We start from the raw sequence: 18297 nt of genomic DNA, 5'->3' as shown, positions 1-18297 counted from the left end.
CATATTTCTATTTTTATTTAATTATATTATTAAGTCTTGCAATTAGTTTTTTAATGGTGTATTAGTAGATAACAATTTAATTATTTACCTGAAGTAGGTGTTGTAGTTGGAGAAGATGGAGCTGGTGTTGTTGGAGTAGTTGTACTAGTTCCATTATTTCCTTCTCCATGTTCTCCTTCATGATTGTTTCCATTTTCATGATCATGATCATGTTCGTGTTTATGTTTATCTTCTTTACTTGGTTCAAGTTTAAATCCAACTAGTTCGTAATTAAATTTAGTTTTGTCTTGTCCAAATTCAATTGTTAAGTGAATAATTCCTTCATGTGGGTGTGAATGAGATTCATCTGCTACTTTTATTTCTTTAATTTTGTCTTCTTCAAGAAGTTTAAATTCAATTGAATATTTAGCAAAAACTTCTTTTAATTTAGTTCAATCACTTGTTTTTTTTAGTTCTTCAACAACTTTCTCTGATTCAGTGTTTCCTTGATTTTTAACAAGACGATTGATTTTTAGAATTTCATTTCCTAAGAAGCTGCGGTTATTAAAGTCAGCAATAGCTTCTTTAATTTTTTCTAGAAGATCGCTTAGTTCTTTATCACTTAATTTTTTGCTATCTTCTTTTTCTAAATTTTTAATTTGATCTAATAGCTTTGTTGCATTTTCTTTTTCAAGTGCGTCTTTTTCATATTTAATGATTTCTTCGATGTCTTTTTTTGCTTCCTTAATATTTTTTAAAGCATCTTTATTATCAATTTTGCTATTAGTTTTGTTGCAAGAAGCAGCAACTAAAGGTAATCCTAAAAGTCCTAATGATGGCATCATAAATAATGCGCATTTTAAACTTTTTTTCATATAAATTCCTCCTATCTAATTTCTTAGATAGCTAAATTATAGCAAAAAAAAGCATATTATAATTTTATTATTTTTGTCATTTTTTAATATTTATAACTTGTCATTTTAAAAAATATGTTTAATTTAAGGCATATAAAAATTAACAAAATTAATCTTTTAAATTGAAAAATATATAGTTAAGAAATTCACATTTAACATTATGCTTTGAAACTCTTAACTAAATTTAGTATTGAAACTTAAATTATTTATAATATATTAATTAAATATATTAACTTTTATATAGTCTTAAGTTTAATATTAAGAAACAATACTAAACTAAAATTAAATTGTAAACTAAGGATAATACACTCATGAATGTTGCAAATAAAATAATTAAAATTCCACAACGTTTTAAATATAACAATCATGAATACAAAGTTGACTTTGTTAATAAAGTTGTAATTTTAGATGCTGATTATCATTCAAAATTACTTGCTAATAAACCTGGGTCTTTTGGGGGATTTCGAAAAATAACAGGTAGTGCACTTGGGGATATTTTAAAATTAAGTTCTTTAAATAGTGAATTTGCAGCTTTTGCTAGAATAGCAGGTTTTGCAATGCCAATTTTGGACCGCAAATATGTTGATGCTGGGATTGCATTGGAACCTAAAATCATTGAAATGATTGAAAAAAAATACAATTTTAAGATTGAAAGATTTGAAGCTAAAAAATATAATTTTGATTATTTTTCTAATAACGAATTATTTGGTGGTTTGCCAGATGGTTATTTAGAAGAACAAAAATTAATTATTGAAATTAAAACTACTGGAATTAAGAAACTGAGTGCTTGGAATAACAATAATATTAATTTAGCATACATTAAACAAGCGCAGCTTTATTCTTATTTAATGAATGTTAAAAGATTTACTATTGTTGCAGCTTTCTTAGAAGATGAAGATTACATTGATCCTAAAAATGTAGATATCAGTAAAAGATTTGTCAAAAACTGATTTTTTGAAGTCAATGAAGAGCAAGTATTAGATGACATTAATAAGTGTAAAGAATGATATTACAGATATACAAAAAGCGGAATTAGTCCAGTTTGAAATGAAAGTGTCGATGCTGATTTAATTGAATATTTGGCATGTTCGAATTATGAAGAGTGGGAAGGTCTTTATTTAAAATGAGTAGAAAGTGGAAAGGCGATAGCTGAGTATGAAAATAAAGAAGGATCTATATAGCTTTAATGATTTCTTAATTGCTAATACAACAAGACCTTGATTCATTTTTAATGATGCAGATGATATTTTATTAGATGAAAATCCAAATTCATTTAATGCCAAGTTAGATGAGAGTTTTGATGCTGAAAATTTATTAGAAGAACATTTTGATTTACTAGATTTTAAGATTGAGCAAATTGATGAGATTTTTAATACTTTTATAGTTAAATATTTGAATAAAAATGAAAAAGAAAAATTAAATAGTCTTTCCATTTATGAAAAAATTGAATATCTAAAAGAAGAAATAAAAAGCAATTCAGTCTTAAAAAAATCAATCGATACTAATGATATAAAAAAGAATATTGAGTATTTATTTGAATTATTTCAAACTCTAGAAATGTTTTCTAATGGACTAGATGAACTAGAAAAACAAGCAATTTCTTTTCTTATTGATTTTTATAAGGAAAAAGAAAATCTAGATGATTCACAAATAAAATTTATTTCTAATAAACAAACTTCAAAAAATAAAATATCTGAAACAATCCAAGCTTTAAAGGATGGATATAAATTAATAATAAATCCTTTATTTGAATATCAAAACTGCTTCACAAAAGTTCTTTTTTTTGATGCAAGAAATAATTTTTTTGGAAATTTAAATTATTCAAATAAAACTAAAAAAAGAAATATTCTAAAAGCATATTATGATTATTCAATCATTAAAAATTATTTTGATATTAATGAAATATTTATTTTAAAACCTAAATATCTAAAAAAGAAAAATCAAAAAAAAGGCAAATTAGAATTTCTTTTAACCAAATATAGTTCCCAATCAAAAAGTGGCTATGCAATTTCCCCTGAAAAAAGAGCTACTTTGTCTGAAGATGAAATTAATGCCCTTTATGTGTCAGATCCTAATTTTGCATATTCTTCATCACGAATTAAAACAAATAATCTTTCACTTTTAGAACATGTTAAAAGTGAAATGGTTTATGCTAACTATAATTTTATTGATAAAAAAATTGGCAATTTCGAAAGTAAAAATAGTATTTATACTTGCTCCTTCAAAGAATTTTTATACTTAATAGAAAATAATAAAAATCTTGAAACTGATTGAAAAGTTACAATAGATGATTTTATTGATAATTTTGGCGCAAACAAATTCTTTCCAAAAATTTTTGCCAAGTCATATCCGAATTATCAATTTGGGTCCAAAAAGATTCTTAAAGCCATTGCAGGAATTGATTTAAATTTAGGAAGTCTTAAGGAAAATTTAATTAAAGAATTTTATGATCTTAATTTAATTGCAATTAATCCTAAAATTGAAGAAATTTTTGAATATAAAGTAATCAATGATATGGAAAAAAATATTGCATGATTTGATTTTGAGGGAGTAACACTACCTTATCCAATTATTGATGGAGTAGCAAATTGAAGTCAAATTATTTCACAAACTTCAATCATTAAAACTAAAGGAAATGAAATATATGAAAGTAATGATTATGTTTATGATCCTTTAACTTTTAATTTAGACACTTATAAAAAAATCGTTGATGATTTATATGATGAAAATATTTCATATTACATTATTTATAATATCTCATACGAAAGATCGAGATTGAATGAAATCAAAGATAGTCTTTTTTTATACTATAAAAAAAATGAACTTTCATATGAAGAATATCTTGTGTATGTGAAAAAGATTGATTTCATTGTTGAAAGATTAGTTGATTTATGTAATTTTTTTAAAGGTTATGGACTTAAATATTTTGTTCATGATCGTATCATTAATTTAGGTGAAATTAATGGAGCTTCATCAATTAAAAAAATTGAGTTTTTTGTAACACAAAATAATTTAGGAAAATTTTTAAAGCATAATATTATTCCATATGCGAAATTAGATGTTAAAAATGGAGCAGCTGCACTTTTGATAGCTACCACAAGAGCCTTAAATGTCATTAGAGAGAATGAATGAAATAAAAAAACTATTGAGTTAAAAAAATATTGTCATAATGATGTTATGGCTATGCTGATGACAGCAGATTTAATTAAGTATTTAATGCAAAACAAAGATGAGTATTTTAACAATTGAAATAAATATGATTGTTAGAAAAAGTAGCGAAAAGATAAGGAAATTCTTTTCTTTTTTATGTGTTTAAATATTGGTATGAGCTATCTTTTTAAAAATCGGGGAATGTTACTTGAAACAATCATTAATCAAACTAATGAATTTTATTTAAGAAATAATATTTGCATGATTCATAAAAAGAATTTGGATATAAAGTTTAAATCTGTAACTTATGAAAATGAAAATTTGAATCTTGATAAAGCAATCATAAAAGGTAAAAGCTCAGTTGATTATTATGGAGTTTGTAAAGGTAAATTTCTTGCTTTTGAAGCAAAAAGCACAGAAGACAACACACTTCCCCTAAGTAATATAAGAGAGCATCAAATTACATATTTAAATATGGTAGAAAAACACCAAGGAATTGCATTTTGAATTATATATTTCAAAATTCAAAATGTTTTTTTGCTTGTGTTACATAAGGATTTAATTAATGCTCTAAAAAATAAAAAAAGCCTGCATTATGATGAGGCTTTAAAAATTGGTAAGAAATTAACTTTATCTTTTCCAGGGATTTTAAATTTTATTGAAAATCTTACTTTTTAGATTTCAAAAATGATTCATTGATATTTTCTTTTAATGAATTTGAAAACTTAAATTTTGGATCTAATTTTTCAGGCATTTGAATATTTTCTTTAGTGATATTATTCATTTTAATTCTTGGTGGAATAATTCTGGAAGAAAAAACTCCGAAGCCTGAAATTGTTACTTGTTCGCCCTTAGACATTTTTTCAACTAGAGTGCTAATCATTTGATCAATGATTGATTCAACCATTGCATTTTGAAAACCAGTCTTTTCTGCAGTTACTTTAATCAATTCTTTTTTTGTCATTATATAGCCTCTTTTTGATTTTAAAGTTATATTTTTTTTAGTAATTGTTTAATAATTGTATCTGGGTTTTTTTTATTATATATGATTTCATAAATAGATTCAATCAAAGGAAGTTTCAATTCTTTAATATTTTTTAGTTCATTATAAATATATTTTAAAGCATACAAACCTTCAACTGTTATTTTGCTATCATCGATTTTATCATTGAAAAAATGCAATCCATATTGGTAATTTCTTGATTTTTCAGATAGCCCTGTTAGAATTAAATCACCTAAACTACAAAGGTCATAAATAGTTTCAAGTTTTGCCTTGCGATATAAGGCATATTTTTTTATTTCTTTAAGTCCATAAGTAAGCATTGAAGCTTGAGTATTAATTGAATAGCCCATTCCAGCAACCAATCCTGAGCCAATTGCTAAAATATTTTTAAAAGTTGAGCCTATTTCTGCACCAATTACATCATCATTAATAGAAATGCCAAACCAATCATTTGCAAAAATATTTTTTACTTTTTTTGCTAATTTGATATCCTTTGAAACAGCATTAATAACAGTGATATTTTTGTTAACTATGTCAATTGCAAAAGAAGGACCAATCATAGAAACTACACCTAATACTTTTTTATTTGAAGCAGCAATTTTTTCCATTCTTTCATGTACAAATTCATGAGAATTTGGTCAGAAGCCTTTAGAAAGATTGATAATAATTGCTTTTTTATTAATAAGTGAAACAATTTGAGCAAATACATCTTCAATGAATTTAGTTGGAATTGCTATAACTACAAAATTAGCATCTCTTAAGGCTTCTTTTAAATCAAAAGAAACTTTAAATTTTGAAATAAACTTATTACCAAAATATTTTTGATTGTAGCCTGATTTTAAATCATTTAGTTCATTATTATTTATTCCATAAATAACTACATCTTGCTTGTTTTCTACAAGAACACTTGCGCATGCGGTTCCCATGGCTCCACTACCTAAGATTGCAATTTTATTCATCATAATTTTTTATTTGTCATCCTTATTTTTATTTTTTAGAACTAAGTTAATTGGTGTTCCAGAAAAATCATAATTTTGGCGAATTTGATTTTCAATATATCTTAAGTAAGTAAAGTGGGCGCATTTTATATCATTAACAAAAAGAAGAAATGTGGGAATTTTTCCTTCAATTTGTTTCGAAAAAGTAATAGAAAGTCTTTTACCTTTTATTGGTGATGCAGGTTTAATAATTTGGGCAGACATAATGATTGAATTAAGCTGATTGGTGTTGATTTTGCGGCCTATATTGTTTTTTACACGAATAATTTCGTCTTTTAGTTTATTAATTCTTTGTTTGTTTTTAGCTGAAATAAATACAACAGGTGCTCAATCAACAAACTTAAGTTTCTTTTCAAGATTCTTTTTGTAGATTGCCATTGTATTTGTATCTTTTTCAATCAAATCTCACTTATTAATAATGACAATTAAAGGTTTTTTTAATTCGTAAGCTATACCAATAATATTTTGGCTAAAATGGCTAACTTCTTCTTGTGCATCAAGCATAAGTAAACAAAGATCTGCTTCTTCAATGGAGTTCTTTGCTCTAATAAGTGCATAGTGTTCAATGCTATCAGTTAGTTTACTTTTTCTTTTAATGCCAGCTGTGTCAATGATTTCAAAAAATTCATCATTAATTTTAATGACAGAAGAAACCGAGTCACGCGTTGTACCTGCAACATTGGAAACGATGGAACGATCTTCATTGGTTAGAGTATTTAGTAAAGTTGATTTACCTGCATTAGTTGGCCCTAAAATAGTTAATTTAAAATTATTTTTTTCTTCTTTTTTTATTGTTTTGAAATTGTTGATTACTGCATCAAGTAAATTTCCAACTCCTTCGCCATGAATAGCACTAATTGGGAAAATTTCATTAAATCCAAGTTTATAAACTTCAGAATCAAAAAAATGTAAGTTAGATTCTAATTTATTAATTGCCAGTAGGACTTTTTTATTGGTTTTTCTTAGTAAACTAGCAATAAAAAAATCTTCTGATGTTATACCGTTTCTTCCATCAACAATAAAAATAATAATTTCAGCTTCATTAATTGCAATTTCAGCTTGCTTTTTAATTTGTTCTTTGAAATTATCATTTTCGTTTGTGATGCCGCCTGTATCAATAACACTAAATTCTTGTCCAGATCATTTAGCATCATCATAAATTCTGTCTCTTGTTACGCCAGGTGTATCATAAACAATTGATTTTCTTTTGTCAATGATTTTATTAAATAAGGTTGACTTGCCAACATTTGGCTTGCCTATCAATGCAACAATATTTTTCATTTTGTTATAACCTCTTTAGCACTTCATTTAGCATAACTCGAAAATTTTCTTCAATGCTCATATCAGTTGAATCAATTCTGATGCTACCTTCAGTATATTTTAAAGGGTCAACCTTACGATTCATGTCATTGTAATCTCTTATTTTTATTGATTCTAAAATTTCTTGCAAATTACTTTCAATTCCTAAAATAATATTTTGGCGATGTCTTCTTTTTGCTCTTATTTCAGGAGCAGCTCATAAAAAAAACTTCACTTCAGCATCCGGTAAAATTCGGTATGTAGCATCTCTTCCTTCAACAATAATTCCCTTATCTTTGTTACCTATATTTTGAATATAGTCATTAATTTTTAATCTTATGGAATTAAATTTTGCAATAGAAGAAGCAGCTTGGGAAATTTCATCTTTTCTTATTTCTAAAGAAATATCTATGTCATCTAAAAACACTCTTTCATCATTGCTTATATGTAGATGTTCAAAATTTCAGGCATCATTAATTTCTTTTTCGTTTGTCAAATCAATATTTTTTTGGATTGCATTATATGCAACTGCACGATATAGGTTACCACTGCTTATAAATTTATAGCCTAATTCTTTAGCTAACATTTTAGCCATAATTGTTTTGCCCACACCAGATGGGCCATCAATTGCAATATTTATCTTATTTTTTTTCATATCTTTATCCTTTATTTATTGATTTTTTACAAGCAGTGAATTAATTTAAATTAAACATTATCCAAAGTAAAAATAATTGCTTTTGGATAACTTTTAATTTCATCTTTTTTAGGAGCATCTTTTTTAACAAAAATAAATTTAATTGTTAATTCATTTAAGCCTTTTGTTGGATTTCATAGAATATATGGCAAATTATTATTTGAATAAGTAGTAGTATAAGGCTCAATAACAAAACCATCTTCTTTTTTATAATTATCAGAATAAGCATCAGTTTTGTCTATTGTTTTTTTAAATCATTCAAAAATTTGGTTATAGAAATCAGAACTAATAAATACTTTTTTCTTGTTTTCTTTTAGCTGCTCAATTTTTTTTCTTAGTTGTTCTTGATTTGTATTTTCTTCTTTAATTTTTTCTTCTAGTTGTTGAATTTGTTTATCAATACTTTTATTATTTTCATTTAATTTTCTTATAATGGTTTCAACTTCAGTCTTATTCTCTTGTCATTGAGTTGCAAATTTTGAACCATTGTAAATTTTTAGATCATTTGAATAAAAAGTAACAACTTCAGAATTTGTATAGTAGTATTTAGAGGCTTTTGTGTATCTTTTAGATTTAGGTTCAAAATCTCCAGATGCATATTCATAATTTAAGAAAACTTTGTATTCGATTCTAAGCTTCGTTTTATCATTTTCTATTTTTTCTATATTTGTAAATCGAAAATCTAAGTATTTAGTTTTTTGAAAATCTAGCTCGACTTGAATTTTGGATTTGAGATATTCGTGTGTATCAAAAGACTTAGGAAGATTATTAATGATTTTTTTATGACTTTCTTTTTTGTTTCCAAAGTTTAAAACTCTTGCATGTTTTGGAATATTTTGTTTAATAATTTTGTTTCAGTCAATTTGAGGATATTTCTTTATATAATCATCAACTATTTGTTTAGCCTTTGCTTGGCGATTTTTAAAATCTTCGTATAAATCCGAAGCTTCTAAAGAACCAAAAACTTCGGGATTTAATCTAATTTTTTTAGCTTCTTCTTTAAATTGAGAAACTGAAAAAAACTCTTTTTGAATGCTTCGACTGTTTTTTACAACATAATAAATTGCCCCACCAATGGATGCTGCAGTTACAGTGGGAATTGTAATTCATGTTGCGACTTCGAAAAATTTTCTAAGCTTAGATTTTTGAAATTTCATGCTACTATTTTACTATAGCAAAATTAATAAAATACAAAAATAAACAAAACATAAAATACAAAAGTATTTTAAAGAAAGGAAAAAATATATTTTCACTAAGAAAAATATCTTAAAAAAATTCAAGCTTAAACTATATAAGATTAAACTTGAATTTTTGCTATTTGGTACTCTTTTTTTTGAAATAAAATTTTCTTTTATTATCTTCAATGTTCCGAATGTAGTTACATTTTGGAAATGCAGAACAACCAATAAATTTTTGTTTTCTTATTTTTGTGTATCGATAAACTAAATCAGAGTTGCACAAAGGGCATTTTTCATCTAATTTATTCATCTCAAGTGTTGTAATATCAATCTTTTCTTTGATATCATCATATCTTGCACTGAATTTTTCTCAGAAATCCTGCATTAAAACTTTGTAGTCTTTTTTTCCTTCGGAAATTAAATCCAGTTCAGCTTCAACTTTTGCTGTATATGTTTCATTAATTGTTTTAGGAAAACTACTTAAAAGTTTTTCTAAAACAATTTTGCCAAATTCCGTAGGAATTAAGTAACCATCAACTAATTCGACAAATAATCTTTGTTTAATTACTGAAATTGTGGAAGCAAAAGTGGAAGGTCTCCCTACTTTTATATCATCAAGTTTTTTAATTAAAGACCCTTCATTATAACGACTTGGTGGAGTTGTTTTTTTATCTTCTTTAATAAATTCATTCACATTGAGAAGATCTCCTACTTTTAGGCTAGGAATTTCAATAGTATTTTCTTTTCCTAAGTAAGTATAGTAACCATCAAAAATAACTTTTGAAAATGACATTCGAAAATTATTTTCTTTATTTTTTAAATTAAATCTATAAATTTCTTTTTTTGGGGGAGCCATTAAAGAAATTATTGTTTTATCATAAATTAATTTATAAATATATGCATCAATTTCATTTAATTGGTATTGCTCAGTTGCCAGACTTGGAGTCAGTTCAATTTTAGTTGGTCTGATTGCCTCGTGGGCATCTTGCGCACCTGAAAAACCTTTAATTTCTTTAGCTATATATGCATCGCCAAATTGTTTTTTAATATAATTACGAGCTTTTTCTAAAAAGCCTGCACTTAATCTTGTTGAATCAGTTCTTGGGTATGAAATAAGCCCAGTTTCAAAAAGTTTTTGGGCAGAAGATTGCACAACTTTTGAGCTATATTTTGCTTCCTTATACAAAACTGATTGTTTAAAAGGAACATAAGCTGGCTCAGTTCTTTTTGATTTATTAATCTCTGTAACACTTAATTTGTAATCGCTATTTAGCAGTTCACTATAAATATCGTTAGCTTTTTGAGGAGAAATTCATGTGTTATCTTCAAATTCTTTGTTTTCTAAATATAAGATTGCTTCTAATTCATTTTGGATTTTTGCATTAATTTTTGAATATTCGATGGGAATGAAAGTTTCAATTTCTTTTTCTTTATCGCAAACTAGTTTAAGGGCAATTGATTGGACTCTTCCAGCAGAAGGATTAGTTGGAGCGTTTCTAACTTTTTTCTTCATTAATTCAGATAAACGAAAACCAATAATTCGATCCAACATTCTTCTTACTTTTTGGGCATTAACTAAGTCTTTATCAATTTCTAACGGGTTTTTAATTGCAAAGTTAATAGCTTCATCAGTTATCTCATTGTATTTAATTCTTTTATATTTATTTTCTAATTTCAGTGTTGTAATTAGATTATTTGCAATTGCTTCACCTTCTCTATCAGGGTCAGTGGCAATTAAAACTTCTTGTGCATTTTTTGTTGCTTTTTTAAGATTTGAAATGACTGATTTTTTTAAGGGGTCAGGAATCATTTTAGGTTCTCAATTATCAAAATCAATTCCTAAATTATTAATTCCACCAGTTGCTAATTTAAGAATATGTCCAACACTGGCTATAACTGAAATTTCATCTCCAACAATTTTTTGTATTGTATTAACTTTATTTGGCGATTCGACAATCATTATTTTTTCGGGCATAAATCCTCTTTTCTTTATTGTTAGAAGTTACAATGAATAATAATAGCACAATATTAACATAAAATAATTTTGTAATTTGGAAATAAAAAAACGTTTAGAATTTTTTTAATCATTCTTCACGTTTTGTATCACTTTTGTTTTCAAGTATTTTTTTAATCTGTTTACTTTCATCGCCACTAAGGGTAGGAATATATAAATCTAAATTAATATATAAATCACCTTTTGAGTTTGAGTTTTTATAAGGATAACCATGATTTTTTATTTTAATTGGTTCATTTAAATTAATTTTAGTATCTAATTTAACTTCTTTTTTACCATAAGGAGTTGGAATAATAATTACTTCTTCAGCTAGAATACTTTTAATAGAAAGTGGCATTGTTAAATAAAGATCATTATTTAGTTTCTTATACATTTTGCTTGGAGCAATCGAGAATACAACATATAAATCCCCATTATTGCTACCATTAGCAGATGGCTTACCTAAACCTTTTAGTCTAATTGAATCGCCATTATCAACTCCGGGAGTAATTTTAATTTTTTGTCTAATTGTATTTTTTAGGATTTTCTTGCCTTTACATTTATGACAAACATGATTAATTTTTTTACCAGTTCCGTTACATTTTGGACATGGTTTGATGGTTGAAAAGATAGCAATTCTTTGTTTTATTTGACCGCTACCATGACACTCAGAACAAGTTACAATGTCATTGGGACTCTCAGCGCCACTTCCATTGCAAAAATCACAGCGGTCATATTTATCTAATTCAACTTCCACTTCTTTGCCAAAAATAGCATCTTCAAAACTAATATTAAGAATTAATTGTAAATCTTGACCTCTTTTGTTTGTTTCAACATCAAAACCACCAAATGAAGAAAAAATGTCATCAAAAAAACTACCTCCAGAAAAACTGGAATTAAAGCCTTGGAAAAAACTGCTAAAGATATCTTCTGAATCACCAAATGAATATGAGTTTGAATCAAAAGCACTATGTCCAAACTTATCATATTTAGCTCTTTTTTGGGCATCAGATAGGATCTCATATGCCTCAGAAATTTCCTTAAATTTTTCTTCAGCATCAGGAGCACTATTTTTATCTGGGTGATATTGCATAGCTAATTTGCGATATGCAGTTTTAATTTCTTTTTCAGATGCATTTTTACTAATGCCTAATACTTCATAATAGTCTCTTTTATTTTTCATGATAAAAAATTTTAGCACATTTTTATTTAGAGTGCTATTTTTTTAAATCATCGTAACTTAGGATTGCTATTCGGTATTTTTTATTAATATCTTTTTCAAAAATTGCATTGGGATAATTTTTTTCAAGCCAATTTTTGGCATTCAAATCAATTTCAAAAATTAAATGCCCCTTTTCATTAAGAAAATTAATTGCATTTGCAATTATTTTTTTGTAAAAAAATAAACCGTCATTTTTTGCATATAATGCTTTTTTTGGCTCAAAACGTAAAGAATTAGGAAAGCTATCTTTTTTATTTAAATAAGGTGGATTTGAAATAATCAAGTCATATTTTTCTTTAATTTTTTTAAATAAGTTACTTTTAATTACTTTGCAACTTTTTAAATTATTTATTTTCATGTTCAATTTTGTTTGTTTGATGGCAGCTAATGATATATCACTTAAAGTTACATTGCAACCTATATTTTTAGCAATTGCTAACCCAATAAAACCCGAGCCACAACATAAATCTAAAACATTTGAATTTTTATTTAAATAAGCATAGCTTCTAATAATTACTTCTTCAGTTTCATATCTTGGAATTAAGACATTGTATCGAATATCAATATGGACTTTTTGCATTTCTTGATAACCAATAATTTTTTGAACTGGATAATCTTTTTTTAGAAGTTTTTCTTCTTTTTTTGAAATAAAAAGAGGTTGCTCATACCTTCTTTTTTCTTGTAGCAAAACCTCTTTTTTAATCATTTTTATAAACCTACTTCTTTAATTTTCTTTGCTTTTTCATCAGCAATTAAGGCATTAATAATTTTGTCTAGTGAACCTTCCATAACTGTTTTTAGGGAAGTTGAAAAGCCAATGCGGTGATCAGTAACGCGGTCTTGAGGATAATTATAGGTGCGAATTTTTTCACTTCTATCACCTGTACCAGCTAGTTTTCTTAGACCACTTTCTTCTTCTTCGCGTTTTTGCATTTCAAGTTCAAATAAGCGACTTTTTAAAACTTTTAGAGCTGTTTCTTTATTTTGAATTTGGCTTCTTTCATCTTGCGAAGTAACAACAATGCCTGATGGTTTGTGGGTAATTCTTACCGCTGAATCAGTTGTATTAACAGATTGGCCACCTGCTCCTGAGGATCTAAATACATCAACTTCAATATCTTCAGGTTTTATTATAATATTAACATCATCATCAACTTCAGGTAAAACAGTTACAGTTGCAGTCGATGTATGAACTCTTCCTTGCGTTTCAGTAGCTGGTACTCTTTGAACACGATGTACACCACGTTCAAATTTCATTTTTGAAAAAACTTTGTTTCCCTTAATGCTAAAAACAATTTGGCTAAATCCCCCAGCAGATCCATATGTATAATCAATAATCTTGATTTTAAAATCTACTTCTTCAGCATATTTTTGGTACATCTTAAATAGATCTCCAGAAAAAATGTTTGCCTCATCTCCCCCGGCAGCGCCTCTAATTTCGACAATAACATCTCTTTTATCATTTTCATCAACTGGAAGTAGGAGTTCTTTTAGTTTTTCTTCAAGATTAATCAATTCATCTTGTTGATTATCAATATCATGTCTTGCTAACTCAATCAATTCAGCATCTTTTTCATGTTCAATAATATCTTTGGATAATAAATAAAGATCTTCCACATCTTGATATTTCTTGAAAGTTAAATAAATATCTTCTAAATCTGCCTTTTCTTTTGAGAGTTTGGTGTATTTTTTAATGTCATTATAAACTTCAGGAGTATTGAGTTTTTTTTCTAATTCTAGATATTGATTTTTTATCGAAGTTAAGGATTCATACATTGTTTTTTCCATAGTATTATAAGTATATTTTAAATAATATAAATTTAGTAAAATAATAAAGATTTTCTTATATAATAATCATTGAATTTTTTATATAAGCCGTCATAGCTCAGGGGCAGAGCACTTCCATGGTAAGGAAGGGGTCGCTGGTTCAATTCCAGTTGACGGCACCATATATTCTTGTCCGAATAAATTAAAATAAAAGCAAACCTTCTAATAGTTTTTAGGGTTTGCTTTTATTTATTCGTTTTAAGGGGTTTTTAGAATTTTATAAGTTTATTATAAGTGGGGGCTTATTAAAAGATGGGTATAAAAAGATAAGTTATTTTGCTTTAGGGGTAGCAGCAGGTTTAGAAGGTTGGAATTTAGATGGAATTTGGGATCATTCACTTTTTCCATTTTTATTGAAGTATTTGTGATCTGTAACTTTATCAACTTTTCAGCCTTTTAAATCTTGGTTGAATTCAGCTGCACCTGCAAACATTGATTTCATTGTAGTTACATTTGATGTATCTCAACTCTTAATATCTTGGTTGAATTTTAATGCTTTTTCAAACATATTGTTCATTTTTGTTACTGCTGTAACTTTTCAGTTTTTAATATCAGCATTAAATACATCAGTGTTTTGGAACATATTGCTCATATCTGTGACTTTTTCAACATTTCATTTACCAATTTTTTGGTTGAATTTTTTTGCACCATTGAATGCGGAAGCCATATCTGTAACTTTGTCTACTTTTCAGCCTGAAATATCTTTATTAAATGAAGAAGCTTCTTTGAAGATACCACGCATTGAAGTTAGGCTATCTGTTTTTCATTTTGAAAGATCTTGGTCAAATTTTGAAGCACGAATGAATAAGAAGTCCATGTTTTCTACTTGTGATACATCTCAACCTGAAATATCTTGATTAAATTCATTAGCAGTATCAAACATGCTTTTCATAGTTTTTACTTTAGAAGTTGTTCATTTAGAAAGATCTTGATTGAATTTTTTAGCTCCAAAGAATACAGCATTCATATTTTCAATATTACTTGTATCTCATTGGTCTAAACCTTCAATAGTTGCATTAGTATTATCTTTAAATGCATTTTCTAAACTAGTAATTTCTTTTGGTAATACTGTTGGAACTTTTTTAACTGTACTTGCAATAGCTTCAATTTTTCCGTCTTTGAAACCAATTTGTAGTAATTCAGTTTTATCTTCGTTATATTTAGCTTCTTGTTCTGTTTTGTTAGTTAAATTGCATGATGCAGCTATCAATGGAAAACCTAGCATGAATGCTGGAGCACTCAAAAACATAAGCTTTTTGTTCATTAATTTTTACTCCTTAAAATTTTTAAATAACAATTCTATTATAACAACAATAGCAACATTCAAAAAAATAATAATTAAAAAAAGCTAATAATGAACAGTAAATCAATCTTTAATTAATCATAATCAATCTCTTTTCAATCTTTTATAAATAAAAATTGGTTAAAAAAATCCTTAAAAATAACAAAGTTTAAAGATTAAAAAATTATTCAATTTATATTGATATTAGGATTGAAGGATTTTTTTATTTATTGAATAAAAAAAGAAATAAAAAAAGCAGCCAAAACTGCTTTTATAATTTCATTTACTAATGATATGGCACGGGTAGCAAGACTCGAACTCACAACACACGGGGTTGAAGCCCGTTGTTCTACCATTGAACTATACCCGTAATAATAAAAAATGTTTTAATAACATTTTACATTATTTCATTTACATTTTTCTTTATTACTTGGATTTTTTTTGTTCAATAATTTCTAAAACGTCGCCAATAGTTTTAATTTTCATTAACTCATCATCAGTTATTTCAATATTGAAATTAGTTTCTAATTCTGAGATTAGGATAACTAGATCTAAACTATCAATGTTTAATCCTCTGATAGGAGTATCAATATCAAAATCCTTTTTTGTAAGTTTTCTAATTTTTTTAAACACTAATTCTTTAAAATCCATAATGTATTAATTATAACTTGTTTGTGCTTATTTTATAACTTACTACACTTTTTTGTTTTTCGTTTTTTCATCTGAATGAAATGATTAAGGTTTGGTCGTCGATTTTTTTGTGTGCATATTCAACCACTCCATCTGTAACTAACATACGATTTAAAATATCTTTAATAATATATAAAATCATATTATCATCAATAACTGCTTGACCATTTGAATAATTTAGTTGGTCATAATAATCTTCATTTTTAATTTTAGGAAACACTTCTTCTCATGGGATATCTTTTATTTCTTCTTTTTTTGGCAGGCTATTTTCTTTTGGGATATCTTCATTATTTTTTTCAATGATTGTTTCTTCTTCGTTTTTTTCTTCTATATTTTCGTTTTTATTTTCTTCTTTTGGTTTGGTATTTTCCTTATGAAATTCATCTTCTTTTTCTTTATCTTTTTTAGGATTTGTATTTTCAATATCAATTTTTTTAGCATCATTTTTTTTAGATTCGTTTTTTGAACCTAGTTTTTTATTAGTTATTAGATTGTTTTGCTTCTTATTTTTTTGTTGCAATGTCACCATTGTAGCAGTTGCGGCAGCTGCACCTCCTACAATTAAAACAATACTAGTTCAAAGTACAGCTTTTTTTGTTTTGTCTTTCATTATTTCCTTTCTATATTTTCAATAAAATCTAAAGAGTCAGCATGTTTAATAACTTTGTCAAAGTTTTCGTATTTTATTTTGTGCCATTTTTCATCAGTTAGTCAACCTTTTACTATCTTGGTTGACATTTTTATAAGGCCATCATCAAGATTAAAAAAAGCTTTAGGAAATTCTTGAGAATAATTAAGTTTAAAGTCTTTAAGGTTTTTACCTAAATCTAAATTAATTTGATATCCAAAGATGCCGCTGTGTTTTAAAGGAATAAGTAGTCCGTTTTTTGCATCTGGATTTTGTTGTCCGACTATTATGCTTTCAGTTTGTTTGTCATAATAACTATATGAATCAATATTAATTTCTAGATTATTAAATGATTTGTAATTTAGCTTTGTTTCATATTTTTCTTTATATGGGTTAAATATTTGAGCATCACTAAAAGAAAGATTATATGTATCCGATTCATTTAATGTGTATTGCAAATTATCTTCTTTGCCAATTTTTGAAATATGCAAATCATATAATTTTGTATTGTAATAAGCAACCCTTAATGGGTTAGGCTTCAAACCAAAATTTAAATATTTAGTTTTGAACTTGTGGTTTATTTGTTCTTTATGCATGCGATCAGGATTGGAAGCTACTTCAATTTCTGAAAGAATCTGAATATCTGTTTTATTTTTTATAAGAATATTCTTAGATTTTTCATTTCTTTTAATTCAGTATGTATACCTTTTAGTTTGATATCATTCTCATCCAATCTTGTAATAGATTTCAAAATTTATGTTTGTTATATCCTTAAACTCCAGTTTACTTTTTGTATCTAAGTCGCTATTATATTTCAAAAGAAATTGCTTTTTGAAATCTATATAAATGGGTGTCATTTCAATTTTTTGATTATTAATAGTTGCTTCAATTTTGATTTCTTTTACTTCTTCTAGGTTATTATGATGTTCAAATGCCAAAATAAATTTGTCATTTTGAATAATGCGTCTGATTCGTAATTTTGTTAATTCATTCAAACTCGATCAATTATTTAAATAGCTACTTTGCTCAGCATTAATGATAAATTCTTCAGTTCAAACATTATTTGATTCTTCAAGTTGCCTTTGTATTTGATTATGCGCAATAAACATATTCAATAAATAAGTTAACTAAATAATTGAGTTTTTTATAATATGCGTTTTTGGATCAATTATCTAAATACCAATAAGGATTACTTTCTTTTTTAATGAAATTTTCAATAAAAATCTTTTTGTAATCTTCACTTAAAGAATTTATAAAGAAATCAAGCAATGAAATGCTTTTAATATGCGAACTGATTTCTGATTTGTATTTCTTTAATTTTTGATTTAAGCAAAAGTCAACAATGAATGCTCTTTTTTTCTGCAAACTCATGCTTTTAATACTTTCAATTTTGCTTTCTAACATTTTTATTTTCTCCACCTTAAGACTAAAAGAAAAAGG

The 18297-nt window shown here is 26.4% G+C and carries 18 protein-coding genes and 2 tRNA genes; 4 read left to right on the top strand and 16 right to left on the bottom strand.

The annotated features are described in order from the left end of the window. Positions 1-80 precede the first annotated feature (80 nt). Positions 81-854, bottom strand: coding sequence for a hypothetical protein (locus tag MAU_RS02535; protein WP_004424956.1), 774 nt, complete (start codon positions 852-854; stop codon positions 81-83). Positions 855-1204: 350 nt separating this feature from the next. On the opposite strand from MAU_RS02535, the gene MAU_RS02530 reads away from it, so the two are divergent. Genes MAU_RS02530 through recU form a run of 3 tightly spaced genes read left to right on the top strand, consistent with a single transcriptional unit; the run spans position 1205 to position 4721 of the window. After that, positions 1205-2074, top strand: a complete 870-nt coding sequence (locus MAU_RS02530; RefSeq protein ID WP_004424952.1) for an MAGa7180 family putative nuclease — start codon at positions 1205-1207, stop codon at positions 2072-2074. Continuing rightward, positions 2049-4160, top strand: coding sequence for a UU173 family protein (locus MAU_RS02525; protein WP_004424949.1), 2112 nt, complete (start codon positions 2049-2051; stop codon positions 4158-4160). Before MAU_RS02530 ends, MAU_RS02525 begins: the two co-directional genes overlap by 26 nt. Positions 4161-4199: 39 nt before the next feature. Next, the gene (gene recU, locus MAU_RS02520; protein ID WP_004424946.1) at positions 4200-4721 is read left to right on the top strand and encodes a Holliday junction resolvase RecU; all 522 of its coding nucleotides are present in this window, start codon (positions 4200-4202) and stop codon (positions 4719-4721) included. Here the strand turns inward: recU and MAU_RS02515 are convergent. The 9 genes from MAU_RS02515 to prfA form a co-directional block, all read right to left on the bottom strand. Next, positions 4711-5007, bottom strand: coding sequence for an HU family DNA-binding protein (locus MAU_RS02515; protein ID WP_004424943.1), 297 nt, complete (start codon positions 5005-5007; stop codon positions 4711-4713). The genes recU and MAU_RS02515 overlap by 11 nt on opposite strands. 26 nt (positions 5008-5033) lie before the next feature. Next, positions 5034-6008, bottom strand: coding sequence for an NAD(P)H-dependent glycerol-3-phosphate dehydrogenase (locus MAU_RS02510; protein WP_193741208.1), 975 nt, complete (start codon positions 6006-6008; stop codon positions 5034-5036). Between the two features lie 6 nt (positions 6009-6014). After that, a complete protein-coding gene (gene der, locus MAU_RS02505; RefSeq protein WP_004424937.1) occupies positions 6015-7325 on the bottom strand; it encodes a ribosome biogenesis GTPase Der in 1311 nt (436 codons plus the stop codon). 4 nt (positions 7326-7329) lie between these two features. Continuing rightward, a complete protein-coding gene (cmk, locus tag MAU_RS02500; RefSeq protein WP_004424934.1) occupies positions 7330-7998 on the bottom strand; it encodes a (d)CMP kinase in 669 nt (222 codons plus the stop codon). A gap of 50 nt (positions 7999-8048) precedes the next feature. Continuing rightward, positions 8049-9194, bottom strand: a complete 1146-nt coding sequence (locus MAU_RS02495; RefSeq protein ID WP_004424933.1) for a hypothetical protein — start codon at positions 9192-9194, stop codon at positions 8049-8051. Between the two features lie 157 nt (positions 9195-9351). Further along, positions 9352-11190, bottom strand: a complete 1839-nt coding sequence (gene topA, locus MAU_RS02490; protein ID WP_004424930.1) for a type I DNA topoisomerase — start codon at positions 11188-11190, stop codon at positions 9352-9354. A gap of 94 nt (positions 11191-11284) precedes the next feature. Continuing rightward, complete coding sequence (dnaJ, locus tag MAU_RS02485; protein ID WP_004424928.1) at positions 11285-12391, bottom strand: molecular chaperone DnaJ; 1107 nt, start codon at positions 12389-12391, stop codon at positions 11285-11287. Between the two features lie 34 nt (positions 12392-12425). Further along, on the bottom strand, positions 12426-13136 hold the full coding sequence (locus MAU_RS02480) for a peptide chain release factor N(5)-glutamine methyltransferase (RefSeq protein ID WP_004424926.1): 711 nt from the start codon (positions 13134-13136) through the stop codon (positions 12426-12428). 2 nt (positions 13137-13138) lie between these two features. Further along, a complete protein-coding gene (gene prfA, locus MAU_RS02475) occupies positions 13139-14218 on the bottom strand; it encodes a peptide chain release factor 1 (protein WP_004424924.1) in 1080 nt (359 codons plus the stop codon). A gap of 86 nt (positions 14219-14304) precedes the next feature. On the opposite strand from prfA, the gene MAU_RS02470 reads away from it, so the two are divergent. After that, a tRNA-Thr gene (locus MAU_RS02470) sits at positions 14305-14379 on the top strand. Positions 14380-14528: 149 nt separating this feature from the next. Here the strand turns inward: MAU_RS02470 and MAU_RS02465 are convergent. The 6 genes from MAU_RS02465 to MAU_RS02440 all read right to left on the bottom strand — a co-directional run bounded on the left by MAU_RS02465 (position 14529) and on the right by MAU_RS02440 (position 18261). Then, positions 14529-15521 (bottom strand): BspA family leucine-rich repeat surface protein, encoded by a 993-nt coding sequence (locus MAU_RS02465; RefSeq protein WP_004424922.1) that lies wholly within the window; start codon positions 15519-15521, stop codon positions 14529-14531. A 313-nt stretch (positions 15522-15834) separates the two neighbouring features. Then, positions 15835-15909 (bottom strand) — tRNA-Trp (locus MAU_RS02460). 56 nt (positions 15910-15965) lie between these two features. Beyond that, entirely contained in the window at positions 15966-16190 is a 225-nt protein-coding gene (locus tag MAU_RS02455; RefSeq protein WP_004424919.1) for an acyl carrier protein, read from the bottom strand. A 10-nt stretch (positions 16191-16200) separates the two neighbouring features. Next, a complete protein-coding gene (locus tag MAU_RS03565) occupies positions 16201-16839 on the bottom strand; it encodes an MHO_1590 family protein (RefSeq protein ID WP_004424917.1) in 639 nt (212 codons plus the stop codon). Next, entirely contained in the window at positions 16839-17966 is a 1128-nt protein-coding gene (locus tag MAU_RS02445) for an MHO_1580 family protein (protein WP_004424914.1), read from the bottom strand. The genes MAU_RS03565 and MAU_RS02445 overlap by 1 nt, the downstream gene beginning before the upstream one ends. Beyond that, the gene (locus tag MAU_RS02440) at positions 17950-18261 is read right to left on the bottom strand and encodes a hypothetical protein (protein WP_004424911.1); all 312 of its coding nucleotides are present in this window, start codon (positions 18259-18261) and stop codon (positions 17950-17952) included. Before MAU_RS02440 ends, MAU_RS02445 begins: the two co-directional genes overlap by 17 nt. Positions 18262-18297 lie beyond the last annotated feature (36 nt).

Source organism: Metamycoplasma auris 15026, from assembly GCF_000367765.1.
Taxonomy (GTDB): Bacteria; Bacillota_I; Bacilli_A; order Mycoplasmatales; family Metamycoplasmataceae; genus Metamycoplasma; species Metamycoplasma auris_A.
This window is presented reverse-complemented; position numbering and strand designations above follow the sequence as displayed.